Consider the following 12,526-nt stretch of genomic DNA (forward strand, 5'->3'; position numbering starts at 1 on the left):
TCGACGGCGGATCGTCCGGGCGATGTCCAGGGTGAGGCTCCGGGCGGACCCGGACGGTCCTCGCCGTCACCGCGAGGGCAACCCCCGGAGCGGTGTCGCCGAGGTGCCGCCCGCCCGGTCACTCCTCGTCGCCGGGATCGTCCTCCGCCCCGACGTCCGGGCCCTGCGCCCGAACCCGCTGCACATGCTCCAGCGAGTCGCGCAGTTCGCCCAGCCAGTCGTCGGTGTGGCGCTGCACGAGGCGGACGCACCAGGCCAGGGCGTCGCTGCGGCTGCGGGCGACCCCGGAGGCGACGAGCGTGTCGAGGACCTCGCGTTCGGGCTGGCGCAGCCGGGTCATGACGGGCGCGGCGACATGGGTGAACAGGGCGCGCTCGGTGCCGCACTCCACACCCCAGGAGACCTTCTTGCGGAAGCGGTGCTCCGCGTCACGGGCCACCTCCATGCGGTCCTCGCGGGTGCGTTCGCGGAATTCCTGGATACGGGCCCGGAGCGCCGCCTCCTTCTCGGCGTCCGAGGCGCCTTCGGCGAGCCGCGGCTCGGGGATGCGGCCGACGACGGTGATCTCCTCACGGTCGGCCGTCACCTCCGTGAGGCTCTCGAAGAGATCGTCGGGCAGGCGGCCGGCGAACCAGCCGCGCAGCTTCTCGCGTTGCTCCGATGTAATCATGTAATCACCATTACTCGTCCGTGAGCGCGGCGCAAGGGGTGCCGGAGAAGTCCGCCGACAGCGGAAGTCGAGGCGGCATGACGGTTCAAGTGGAATGTTTCAGGCCTATTGCTGAGCCGTGTCTTTCCGGCCAGGTGGCTGTCTGTGGTTGTCGTCGGGCGCCCAGTTCCGGGCTTCATCCGTTCGAATTCTGTAACTTCGCGCCACTGATTCAATACTCAAAGTTACTGAAACATGTGGGGTCGATGTGTGTTTCCTGTGCGAACTCGGCAGACTCGCGCTCGCCGAACCGGCACCGACCGAGCCGGTATCGCATTCGATCGAGCGGAAGGATGCACACAATGCCGAACACCGCGCGTTGGGCAGCGACTCTCACCCTGACGGCCACCGCCGTCTGCGGCCCCCTCGTCGGGTCCGCCCACGCAGCCCCGTCCGGGCTCTACGCCCCCTCCGCCCTGGTGCTCACCACGGGCCATGGCCAGAACGCCTCCGTCGCGACGCCGGAGCGCGCGGTCACTCTCAACTGCGCCCCGACGGCCTCCGGGACCCATCCCGCCGCGGCCGACGCCTGCGCCGAACTACGGGGGGTCAAGGGTGATCTCGACGCGTTGACGCCGAGGAACGATGTCTTCTGTACCAGGCAGTACGACCCCGTGGTGGTCACGGTGGCCGGCGTCTGGCAGGGCAAGCGCGTCTCGTACGAGCACACCTTCGCCAACGAGTGCGTGAAGACCTCCTACGGGATGACTGTCTTCGCGTTCTGAGAGACCGGGATCGCGTGGCCGTCGTGGACATGGACCGGGATCCGTAGCTGGGGAGTGCGGGCACCGTCACGAGGCGCCATGTGATTTCGCACCGAGGGCCGGTCAGACGGAGTGGGGCCGTCGACCGGCCTTCGGCATGTCCGCGTGCGCCACCGCGGCAGCGCGGTACGGGCGTGGCTCCCTGGAGGGTGTGAGGGTGCCGCGGCGGACGCCGGCCGTTCCGCGCCCGTGCCGAACCCCCGTACCACGCCGGGGCGGTCCGTGCGCCCAACGGCCCATGCCCGTCACCGTTCCGGGTCACCCGGGATGCCGGCGCGGCCGAGACGGCGTAGCGGTGGAGCATGGGTGCACTCCTCGAATGGGACCAGCGGCTGTTCACACGGGTGGCCGCCGCGCGGGTGCCCGGGGCCGATCCGGCGCTGCGGCGGCTCAGCCACGCCGCCAACCACGGCCGCCTGTGGCTCGGCACGGCCGCCGGGATCGGCCTCGTCGGCGGGCCGGCCGGGCGCCGGGCGGCGCTGCGGGGCCTCGGCTCGCTGGCGCTGGCCTCGTTCACCGTGAACACGCTGGTGAAGTGGAGCGCCCGCCGCCCCCGCCCGCTGCTGGAGGGCGTACCCGCGATCCGGCACCTGGCCCGTCAGCCGCACACCACGTCCTTCCCGTCGGGACACTCCGCCTCCGCCGCGGCCTTCGCCACCGCCGTCGCCCTGGAGTCCACGCGTTACGGCCTCCTGGTCGCGCCCGTGGCCGCCGCCGTCGCCTTCTCGCGTGTCTACGTAGGGGTCCACTACCCGGGAGACGTCCTCGCCGGCGTGGCCATCGGCGCGGGCGCGGCCGCCCTCACCTGCCGCTGGTGGCCGCCGCGCCCCGCCGTACCGGAGCGGGAACGGCCCGCCGCGCGGGCGCCCGCCCTGCCGCTGGGCAAGGGACTGGTCGTCATCGTCGACGACCCGGCCCGTGCCGGAGCGCCCGGAGCCCCCGGGGTGCCGCCGGGCCACGCCCGGCGGCTGCGCGCCCTGCTGCCCGAGGCCGAGGTGATCGAGCGAGGCCCCGGCGACGACCTCGCGGAGCTGCTCGCCGCGGCGGCCGACCGGGCGGTGGAGACCGGCGGCGCGCTCGGTGTCTGCGGGGGCGACGCCGTGGCGGGCGTCGCCGCCCGCGCGGCGGCCGGACGGGGGCTGGCGCTGGCCGTTTTCCCCGGTGGCACCGCCGACCGCTTCGCGCTGGACGTGGGTGTCCAGGACCTTGAGGACACCGCCGGCGCGGTGGCCCGTGGCGAGGGGGTGTCGGTGGACATCGGCGTGGCCCGTTCGGGGGCGGGAGAGGACACCTGGTTCCTCAACGAGTTCAGCATCGGCCCGTACCCCGAACTCGCGCGGCTGGGCCAGCGGTTGGAACGGCTCCGGCCCGCCGCGCCGACGACGGCGCTCGCCCTGGCCCGGGTGCTCGGCACCGCCCGCCCGGTCGAGCTGAACGTCAACGGCAGGCCCCGTCGCCTGTGGCTGCTCCTCGCGGGCAACGGCCGTTTCGTGCCGGAGGGACTCGTCCCCGCCTTCCGGCCGCGTCTGGACGACGATCTGCTCGATGTGCGCCTGGTCGACGCGGGACGCCGTCTCGCCCGCACCCGTACCGTCGCCGCCGCGGTCCTCGGGACCCTGGAGTACTCACGGGTCTACGAAGCCGAGCGGGTTCCCTGGCTGGAGCTGGACGGTATCGCCGGAGCGGACATCCTGGCGTTCGACGGTGAACCGCTTTCCGGAGCCACCGGGCTGAGGCTGGAGAAGGAGTACCGGGCGCTGGTCGTGTACCGGCCCGTCCGGGGGAGGGCGAGCCGGTCCGGGAGACACGCGGGGCCGCCGCGACGGCCCGCCCCAGGCGACGGGTGAGGGGCCGCCGCCTCCTTGCCGACGGCGGCCCCGCGGCCTGAGGAGTGACCGGGCCGGCACCCGGTCGCACGTGGACGACGGGTGCAGACTGTGGAACGAGAGCCCGGTCGCCCTCCGCCGCCGTCTGGACGACGTGGCGGGCGTGCCGTCGGATCAGCGAGAAGAGCCGTTCCCGCCCGGCCGAAGGCAGCCGAACGGCGCGGCACCCCCACAGGAAGCTTCCTCACCGAAGGACTGAGACACCATGTCCGCCGAAGCCACCGCACGCACCGGGACGTACCTCACCCTGGAAGACGACCGCCCCGCAGTCCGGTTCAGCCGCACCTACGACCACCCCGTCGACCCCGTCTGGCGGTTCGTGACCGACGCCGACGAACTGGCCGCGTGGTTCCCCTCCCGCGCCGAGATGGAACTGCGCCCCGGCGGCACGATCACCTTCAGCGGCGATCCGAACATGCCCGGGTCGACCGGCCGCGTCCTCGCCGTCGACCCGCCCCGCCACCTCTCCTTCGAGTGGGGCGGCGACGAACTGCGCTTCGACCTCGAAGCCCTCGACGGCGGGCGAACCCGCTTCACGCTCACCGACGTGCTCGCCGAGCGGAACACGGCCGCCCGCAACGGCGCCGGCTGGGAGGTGTGTCTCGCCGCCCTCGACCGGGCGGTGCGCGGTGAACCGACCGAGGGCCCGCACGCAGGCGGGGTTCCGGCCTGGAAGGAGATCTACGAGGACTACGTCGAGGCGGGTGTCCCTTCCGGCGCCCCGGTGCCGGGGGCGGACTGACCGCTCAGGCCAGCTGCCGCCGCACCAGCTCGTGCAGCCGCCCGCCCGTGTCCGCCAGCAACTGCGCGGGCGGGCCCTGCTGGGCGACCCGGCCGTTCTCCATCACGATGACACGGTCCGCGTCCAGCACCGTCGACAGCCGGTGCGCGATCACCACCCGGGTCGCGTTGAGCGCCTTGGTGCTCTCGATCACCGTGCGCTGCGTCGCGTTGTCCAGCGCGCTGGTCGCCTCGTCGAAGTAGAGGATGCGCGGCCGCCGTATCAACGCCTGGGCGATCATGAGGCGTTGGCGCTGACCGCCGGAGATCGCGCCGCTGCCCGCCACGAGCGTGTGCAGCCCCATCGGCATCCGCGCGATGTCCTCGGCCAGACCCGCCATCTCCGCCGCCTCCATCGCCTCCTCCGGCGTGTACGGCTCGGTTCCGCAGATGCAGTCCAGGACCGACCCGGTGAAGGGCTGCGCGTGCTGGAGCACGACACCGCACTGACGTCGTACGGCGGACTGGTCGAGGGCCCCCAGATCCTGGCCGTCGTACAGCACACTGCCCGACACCGGCCGGTCGAAGCCGATCAGCAGCCGCAGCAGCGTGGACTTGCCGCAGCCGCTCGGGCCGACGATCGCCACGAACTCGCCCGGCCGGACGGAGAACGACACGTCGTCCAGGACGAGCGGACCGTCGTCGGCGTACCGGAACGACAGCCGCCGCGCCTCGACCGAGCCGGACAGGACACCGGGACGCGTACTCGCCCCGCGCACCTCGGGCGTCGCGTCGAGGACCGGCCTGATCTCCTCGAACATCGGCAGCGCGGCCGCCGCGGAGACCAGCGCGCCGGTGATCTGGGTGACCGACGTCAGCAGCATCGTCACCGACGTGTTGAAGGTGAGGAAGGCCGCGGCCGACAGCGAGCCCCGCGCCGGGCCCGCCAGGAGCATGAACATCAGCAGGGAGCACAACGGCAGATACACCGCGCCCATCACCGTCGTCAGGTTCTTGACGCGGCCGACCCGCTGCTGGAGTTCACGGCTGCGCGCGAACTCGCCCGCCCAGGCCGCGTACGCGTAGTTCTCGGCCCCCGCGACCCGCAGCTTGGGCAGCCCGCGCAGGGTCTGGAACGCCTGGTTGTTGAGCTTGTTGCCCAGCACCACCAGCCGGCGCTGCCCGCGCACCTGCCACAGACCGAGACCGAGGAACGCGGCCGCGACGACCACGAGCATGCCGATCGCGGCCAGCGCCATCGGCACGCTGTACCAGAGCAGCAGACCCAGGTTCATCGCGCCGACCGTGCCCGCCTGCGCGAGCGTGGGCCCGACACCCGCGAGCAGACGGCGGATCGCGCTCACGCCCATCGCGGCACTCGCGAGCTCGCCGGTCGAACGGGCCGCGAAGAACGACGTGGGCAGCCTCAACAGCCGGTCCCACAAGGCCGGTTGGAGACTCGCCTCGATCCGGCCCTCCATCCGCAGCAGCGTGAGGTTCTGCAACAGCGTGAACGCCGCCGAGACGACGCTCGTGACCATCAGCGCGAGACAGACCTGCACGATCAGGCCGTGCTCGGCCCTCGGGACGTACTCGCCGAGCACCCGGCCGGTCGCGATCGGCACCAGCGCGCCGATCGCCACGGTCACCAGAGCGCTGATCGCGAGGTTGCGCAGATCCCCGCCCGTGCCCGCCAGACAGAACCGCAGCAGCCGCAGCGGGCCGAGCCCGTGCTCGGGCAGCGGGCGGTAGAACATCACGGCCCGCGGCTCGAACTCCGAGGCGTTGGCCTTCTCGACCGGCGTCTCCCGCCCGGACGACGGCTGTACGGCGACATAGCCGCCGCGCCGCCACAGCAGCGCCACCGGCGCACCGGACACCGCCCGGCTGCCGACCAGCGGGCCGATGTCGTCACGCCACCAGCGCCCGTCCAGCCGCACGGAACGGGCGCGGATCCGTGAGGCGAGCGCGATCCGTTCGACGGGGTCGAGCCGTTCGCTCTCCGCGCCGCCGCCCGTCCGCTCGGCCAGGGTGATCCCGGCCGCGCGGGCGACCAGTTCGCAGGCCGCGTAGGTGGCGTCCGCCTCGGCCGCGGTCGGGCGCTTCGCCGATGTTCTGCCGATCGAGGCGAGCAGCGCCCGGTCGGCCCGGTCGCGGACGTCCTCACCGGCCTTGATGCCCGCCGCCGCCCGGTCCTCGTGACCGGCCTCCAGCTCCTCGATCCAGCGGTCGAGGGTGGACAGCAGCCGGTACTGCTGGTCGACCATGCCCTGCCAGACACCGGAGTCCATCAGCAGATCGGCCGCAGCCTCGGCCCCGTACAACGAGCCGTACTGGACACTCCCCGGCGGGACCCGCATCCAGAACACGTCGTCGTCGGTGGGAGCGGCGGTGTACTCCGCGGCCGTCGGCGCCTGGAAGAGGACGGAGAGACCGCGTCCCACGCCGAGCGCGAGGGCGTGCTCCAGCGGGCTCGACGCCGGCGGCACGAACTGCGGGTTGCCGTACGCGTCGTACGACCAGGTCGCCGTGTCGGCAGGCCGGTGCAGCTCGCGCAACCCGATCCGGCGCAGCTCGCAGCCGCGCAACGGCCGCCCCACCAGGGTGTGCTGAGGGCCCGTCACCGGACCGAGCAGCAGGGAGCCCGCTTCGAGCCGGCCGAGGTGATGCCAGTGACCCTGCTGCGCCGCGTCGACCGCGAACAGGTCCATGGCTCCCGCGGCCACCAGCCACAGGACCTGCGGACCCTCCAGATCGAGACGGCTCACTCCCGAGCAGCCGACGTGGGTGCCCATGCCGCCGAGCGCGCCGAGCACCATGTCCTGCTCGTGGACGCCTTCGTGGACCGTGCTCATCTCAACGCTCCCTGACCAGACCGGCGTAAGGGCCTTCGGCCGCCACCAGTGCCTCGTGCCGCCCGCGTTCCACGATCGAGCCGTGTTCGAGCACGACGATCTCGTCGCTGTCCCGCACGGTGCTGAGCCGGTGGGCGATCACCACGCAGGCGCAGCCGCGCCGGCGCAGGTTGTCCATGACGGTCTGCTCCGTCTCCGCGTCCAGGGCGCTGGTCACCTCGTCGAGCACGAGGATGCTGGGCCTGCGCACCAACGCCCGCGCGATCTCCAGGCGTTGCCGCTGACCACCGGAGAAGTTCCGCCCGTCCTGCTCGACGCGGCTGTGGATCCCGCCGGGACGGCGGGTGACGACGTCGTACAGCGCCGCGTCCTCCAGGGCGGCGGCCACCGCGTCGTCGGGGATCGACGGGTCCCACAGCGCCACGTTGTCGCGGACCGTCCCCTCGAAGAGGAACACGTCCTGGTCGACGAAGGACACGGACGACGCGAGCGCTTGGCGCGGGATGTCCTCCAGGCGCCGGCCGTCGATGCGGATCGTGCCCTCCCACGGCGTGTACAGGCCCGAGATCAGCCGGGACACCGTCGACTTGCCGCTGCCCGAACCGCCGACCAGGGCGACCTGCTGACCCGGCCCGACCGTCAGCGAGAATCCGGTGAGCAGCGGCTCGTCGAGCGGGCTGTAGCCGAACGTGATGTTCTCCAGCTCCACATGACCCCGCAGACGCCGGGTGGACCCGCCGGTGCCGGGGCGGGCGTAGAGCGGGTCGGCGCGGAAGTCCTCCACGTCCTTGAGCCGGGCCACGTCGGCCGCGAAGTCCTGGATCCGGCCGGCGACACCGTTGAGCCGGGTGATCGGCGCGGTGAACCGGGTGACCAGAGCCTGGAAGGCGACCAGCAGACCCACGGAGACCTGCCCCTCGACCGCCCGCAGGCCGCCGATCCACAGGATCAGCGCGCTGTTGAGCATGGCCAGCGTGGGGGCGACCACCCCCAGCCACGCGCTCGGCACACCGAGGCGCTGCTGCTCCTCCAGCGTGGTGGCGTGCTGTCCCGCCCACTTGCGGAAGTAGCCGTCCTCGCCACCGGTGGCCTTCATCGTCTCGATCAACTGGAGCCCGGTGTAAGAGGTGTTGGTCAGCCGGGCGGTGTCGGCGCGGAGCTTGGCGGTGCGGGTCGCGCGCAGCCGGATCACCACCCGCATCGCCACCACGTTGAGCAGCGCGACACCGATGCCGACGGCCGTCAGCTGCGGGTCGTAGGTGTAGAGCAGCACGGCGTACAGGACGACGACGACCGCGTCCACACCCGCCGCGGCGAGATCGCGCGCCAGGGTCTCGGCCACCGCGTCGTTCGACTGGAGCCGCTGCACCAGATCGGCTGGGCTGCGCTGGGAGAAGAAGGTGACCGGCAGCCGCAGCAGATGACGCAGGAACCGGGCGCTGGAGAGCGTCGAGGAGATGATGCGGCCGCGCAGCAGATTCGCCTGCTGCAGCCAGGTCAGCACCACCGTCAGCAGCACCGAGACGCCCATCGACGCGAACAGCACCCCGAGCAGCGAGCTCTGACCGCCGATCAGATACTGGTCGATGAACGTCCGGCTGAGCGCGGGCACCGCCGCGCCGACCGCCACCAGCAGCAGACTCGCCAGCACCGCGGCGGGCATCGTGCCCGAAGTGCCGCGCAGCCGGGCCGGCATGGCACCCAGCACCCCCGGCCTGCGGCCGCCCCTGCGGAACCCGGGGCCCGGCTCCATGACCAGGACGACTCCGGTGAAGCTGGTGTCGAAGTCCTCCATCGGCACGAAACGACGGCCCTTGCCCGGGTCGTTGATGTGCACGCCCCGGCGTCCGAGACGGCGCCCCATGCCGTCGTAGACGACATAGTGGTTGAACTCCCAGAACAGGATCGCGGGCCCCCGCACCTCGGCGAGAGCGGCCGTGTCCATCTGCATGCCCTTGGCCGTCAGACCGTAACCGCGCGCCGCCTTCAGCAGGTTGCTCGCACGCGAACCGTCCCGCGAGACACCGCAGGCGATACGCAGCTCTTCGAGCGGGACGTGCCGGCCGTGGTGGCCGAGCACCATGGCCAGGGACGCCGCGCCGCACTCCACGGCCTCCATCTGGAGGACGGTGGGGGTGCGGACGCTCCTGACCCGGGTCCTCGGCACGCTGCGCCGGGGCGGGGCGGCGCGCCGTCTGCCGCGGGTGTCCGGTGCGGCGCTCACGGCAGGAGCCAGTCGACGGGGCGCTGACCGGCCAGCCGGACCGAGGCCGTGGCCAGGGTCATGGAGGTGAGCGCGTAGGGCGGCCCGTCCGCGGACGACCACTTCAGGCCGCTGCGGGTGGCGGACGACCGGTCGAGGCCGACCAGCACGGCGACCGGCCTGCCCTTCTCGCTGAACTGCTCGCCCAGTTGGGCGTCGCCCAGGTAGGCGGCGATCTGCTGCCGGGTCTGCGCGCTGCGGCCCACCGCCTTCACATGGCCGCGCAGCACTCCGTACCGCTGGGCGGGCACCGACTGGACGGTGAGGTCGACGGCGGCGTCGGCGGGAACGGCGGCCGCGCTCGTGGCGGAGACGTACACCGTCGCGTACAGGGGGTCGTCGGCGTGGGCGGTCTTCTCCACGGCGGCGACGTTCGCGCCGGTCGAGATGATCGCGCCGATGGTGGCGGCCAGGGCGGTGACACGGCCCGCGGCGACCGTGCGGACGACGGCCGTCTCCCCTCGCGCCGTACGCACCTTCAGTACGGGGGCGTTCGCGGGGAGCCGTTCGCCCTCCTTCGCGAGGACCGCCGTGACCTGCCCGGCGACCGGGCTCTGCAGGAGGTAACTGCCCTGCGCGTGGGTGAGGACGGCGGGTCCTGCGACGGTGGAGGTGACGGTGCCGGTCACGGCCCAGACGGAGGCCGCGGCCATGGCGAGGACCGTCACGGACAGGGCGAGCCGACCCTGTGGGCGGGCGAAGCGCACCGGAAGGTCGAGCTCTTCGGGGGAGCGCAGCTTGGCGAGGGCCTGTTGGCGGAACTGCACGGGACTCTTCTCACCTGTTCGAGAGGCTCAGGGCACCCGAGAGTCCCGGAACCGGTGGGGCGGTTCCGGGACTCGGCGGCGTGAAACGCGATCAGAGACCGGCGACCAGGCCGGTGACCGGGGCGGTGTTCAGGCCGGTCACACCCTCGACGGTGCCGATGGCCGTGCCGACGATGCCGGAAACTGGGGCAACGCCGTCCACCAGGCCGGTGACGGTGCCGACGGCGTTCAGCGCGAGGCCACCGGAGACGTTGTCGAGGTCGGCGTCGGAGATCTCGGCGGTCTCGACACGGGGGGTGGAGTTCATGATGGAACTTCCCTTCATATGGATATTCACAAGGGGGAGAGCGGCCCCCTCTGGGGGACAGACGACGGCCGCCACCGCAGGGGTGCGGCTCCCGTTGCCGGGAGCTGTGCTGCGACCTCCGCGGTGCAACGGATCAAAGCACGGCCGCGGGGCGCGCTTCCAATCAACCAGGGCTCTCACCTGGGAACTTGTGCTCCATGGGCGGTGAACCGTGGACGGGCGCACACGCCTCTGCGGCCACTTCTTCACATGCTGCGCGGCATCGATCCACCCTGACCCTTGCCACTCCCGCGCCGAACCGGACAGTCCCGGCCCATCGGCGCGCGGGGGGCGCGCGACTGTGCAGATCCCCGGTCCGCGGTGACCTCGGTGAGCATGGGCTGTGCAGATTCCCTGAACCCGGGATTCCGCCGCCGCTCGTCGACGGAACGTCGTCGGCCGGTCGCTTTCCGTGCCGCCCCGGATGTGGCTGTCCCCCTCGGCGGCGCTGTCCGCTCCCTCCGGTTCCCCTCGGCCCCGGCGGTCCCGCCTGTGCCGGTTCTGCCCGTGCCCGGCGTCCTCCCGGTTGAGGAAATGCCCCGGTTGTCTCCGCAATCGACACCTTTGGCGAGGTCAACTCCCGCAATTTGCAATGGCAGTTGAACGCCCCGGGCGACACACGCGTATCAACGGGCAAGCAGGCGCCCCCCTAGTCAGCTGCCGGACGCGGCATCGACCCCGTCCCCAGGAGGTCAAGAGTTGAGTCACAAACGGATACCCAAGCGCAAGGCCGCCATCGCGGTTGGCGGCGTCGCGGCGCTCGGAGCAGCGGCTCTGCTGCTGCCCAACGCCAACGCGTCGCAGTCGAACGGGGATGCCGCCACTCCCAGAACCTTCGCGGCGAACGACGTCTCGGACGTCGCCTCCCTGCTGGCCTCCCAACTGGGTGACGCGTTCGCCGGCTCGTACTACGACGCGCAGCAGAAGCAGCTCGTCATCAATGTCGTCGGTAACAACAGCAACGTCGTCAACCAGATCGAGAAGGCCGGCGCGGTGGCCCACCAGGTGCAGAACAGCACCGCCGCGCTGCAGACCGCCGCCAAGACCCTCAAGGCCGACGCGACGATCCCGGGCACCGCGTGGTCCGTCGACCCGAAGACCAACGAGATCCGGGTGACCGCGGACTCCACCGTCACGGGCGACAAGTGGAACACGGTCGAGTCGACCGTCAAGGGCCTCGGTTCCGACGTGGCGACCCTCTCGAAGTCCGCGGGAACCCTGAAGACCTTCGTCGACGGCGGTGACGCCATCTTCGGCGGCAACGCGCGCTGTTCGCTGGGCTTCAACGTCACGGCGGGCGACGGAACCCCCGCCTTCCTCACCGCGGGCCACTGCGGTGTCGCCGCCGCCGAGTGGTCGGACGCGGCCAACGGTGCGCCCATCGCCACCGTCGACCAGGCCACCTTCCCCGGAGACGGCGACTTCTCCCTCGTCAAGTACGACGACCCGGCCACGCAGACGAACAGCGCCGTCAACGTCGGCAACGGGCAGAGCGTCCAGATCAACCAGGCCGTCGAGGCCGCCGTGGGCCAGCAGGTCTTCCGGATGGGCAGCACCACGGGTCTGCACGACGGCAACGTGACCGGTCTCAACGCCACCGTGAACTACCCGGAGGGCACCGTCACGGGCCTCATCCAGACCGATGTGTGCGCCGAGCCGGGCGACAGCGGCGGCTCCCTGTTCACCCAGGACGGCGGCGCGGTCGGCCTGACCTCCGGCGGCAGCGGCGACTGCACGGCCGGCGGCGAGACCTTCTTCCAGCCCGTCACCACCGCGCTGGCCGCGGTCGGCGCGACGCTGGGAGCCGGTGACGCGGGCGCGGGCGCGGGTGCGGGCGACGCGGGTGCCGGTGACGCCGGTGCCGGCGGCGCGGTGGACCCGAGTGCGAGCGCCGTCGACCCGGGCGCCGGCGGTGACGCCGTGGACCCGAGCGCGGGCGCGGTGGACCCGGGTGCCGGTGAAGCGGTGGACCCGAGCGCGAGCGCCGGTGACGCGGCGGGCGCGGGTACCGGCCAGAACGGGACGCACCACCGGTCCCGCAAGCACCAGTAGTCCGGCACCGCCACCCCAGTAGTCGGCCACCGGTGACGGATCGGGCCTCGTGTCCGCCCCGAAGCCGGTGAGTCCGGCGGTCAAGAACCACTGACCGGCCAACGGAACAGGGAATTCCGGTCGACAGTGGACAGGTCCGGCCCTCCGGCGGGAGGGTCGGACCG

The 12,526-nt window shown here is 72.3% G+C and carries 9 protein-coding genes; 4 read left to right on the forward strand and 5 right to left on the reverse strand.

Annotated features, from left to right (window positions below; genetic code table 11):
- Positions 1-118 precede the first annotated feature (118 nt).
- Entirely contained in the window at positions 119-670 is a 552-nt protein-coding gene (locus tag OG485_RS38150; protein WP_328673184.1) for a hypothetical protein, read from the reverse strand.
- 341 nt (positions 671-1,011) lie between these two features.
- Between OG485_RS38150 and OG485_RS38155 the strand changes: the two genes are divergently transcribed.
- From OG485_RS38155 to OG485_RS38165, 3 genes are all read left to right on the forward strand, one after another.
- Complete coding sequence (locus OG485_RS38155) at positions 1,012-1,434, forward strand: subtilase-type protease inhibitor (RefSeq protein WP_328673185.1); 423 nt, start codon at positions 1,012-1,014, stop codon at positions 1,432-1,434.
- A gap of 341 nt (positions 1,435-1,775) precedes the next feature.
- Positions 1,776-3,320: a phosphatase PAP2 family protein gene (locus OG485_RS38160; RefSeq protein WP_328673186.1), complete on the forward strand. Its 1,545-nt coding sequence runs from the start codon at positions 1,776-1,778 to the stop codon at positions 3,318-3,320.
- 244 nt (positions 3,321-3,564) lie between these two features.
- Positions 3,565-4,101, forward strand: coding sequence for an SRPBCC family protein (locus OG485_RS38165; RefSeq protein ID WP_328673187.1), 537 nt, complete (start codon positions 3,565-3,567; stop codon positions 4,099-4,101).
- A gap of 4 nt (positions 4,102-4,105) precedes the next feature.
- On the opposite strand, the gene OG485_RS38170 is transcribed toward OG485_RS38165, so the two are convergent.
- The 4 genes from OG485_RS38170 to OG485_RS38185 form a co-directional block, all read right to left on the reverse strand.
- Positions 4,106-6,934: an NHLP bacteriocin export ABC transporter permease/ATPase subunit gene (locus OG485_RS38170; RefSeq protein WP_328673188.1), complete on the reverse strand. Its 2,829-nt coding sequence runs from the start codon at positions 6,932-6,934 to the stop codon at positions 4,106-4,108.
- Position 6,935: 1 nt separating this feature from the next.
- Positions 6,936-9,158 carry an NHLP family bacteriocin export ABC transporter peptidase/permease/ATPase subunit gene (locus tag OG485_RS38175; RefSeq protein ID WP_328673189.1) on the reverse strand — a complete coding sequence of 741 codons (2,223 nt, stop codon included), beginning with the start codon at positions 9,156-9,158 and terminating at the stop codon, positions 6,936-6,938.
- Positions 9,155-9,964, reverse strand: a complete 810-nt coding sequence (locus OG485_RS38180) for an HlyD family efflux transporter periplasmic adaptor subunit (protein WP_328673190.1) — start codon at positions 9,962-9,964, stop codon at positions 9,155-9,157. Before OG485_RS38180 ends, OG485_RS38175 begins: the two co-directional genes overlap by 4 nt.
- A gap of 91 nt (positions 9,965-10,055) precedes the next feature.
- Complete coding sequence (locus tag OG485_RS38185) at positions 10,056-10,271, reverse strand: type A2 lantipeptide (RefSeq protein ID WP_326783939.1); 216 nt, start codon at positions 10,269-10,271, stop codon at positions 10,056-10,058.
- Positions 10,272-11,009: 738 nt separating this feature from the next.
- Between OG485_RS38185 and OG485_RS38190 the strand changes: the two genes are divergently transcribed.
- A complete protein-coding gene (locus OG485_RS38190) occupies positions 11,010-12,362 on the forward strand; it encodes a S1 family peptidase (protein ID WP_328673191.1) in 1,353 nt (450 codons plus the stop codon).
- Positions 12,363-12,526: the final 164 nt, after the last annotated feature.

It is taken from the genome of Streptomyces sp. NBC_00328 (assembly GCF_036139655.1).
GTDB lineage: Bacteria > Actinomycetota > Actinomycetes > Streptomycetales > Streptomycetaceae > Streptomyces.

Excerpts from the sequence above, each read along its gene's own strand:
- OG485_RS38150 (WP_328673184.1), bottom strand. The coding sequence starts at position 670 with ATGATTACATCGGAGCAACGCGAGAAGCTGCGCGGCTGGTTCGCCGGC.
- OG485_RS38155 (WP_328673185.1), top strand. The coding sequence starts at position 1,012 with ATGCCGAACACCGCGCGTTGGGCAGCGACTCTCACCCTGACGGCCACC.
- OG485_RS38160 (WP_328673186.1), top strand. The coding sequence starts at position 1,776 with ATGGGTGCACTCCTCGAATGGGACCAGCGGCTGTTCACACGGGTGGCC.
- OG485_RS38165 (WP_328673187.1), top strand. The coding sequence starts at position 3,565 with ATGTCCGCCGAAGCCACCGCACGCACCGGGACGTACCTCACCCTGGAA.
- OG485_RS38170 (WP_328673188.1), bottom strand. The coding sequence starts at position 6,934 with ATGAGCACGGTCCACGAAGGCGTCCACGAGCAGGACATGGTGCTCGGC.
- OG485_RS38185 (WP_326783939.1), bottom strand. The coding sequence starts at position 10,271 with ATGAACTCCACCCCCCGTGTCGAGACCGCCGAGATCTCCGACGCCGAC.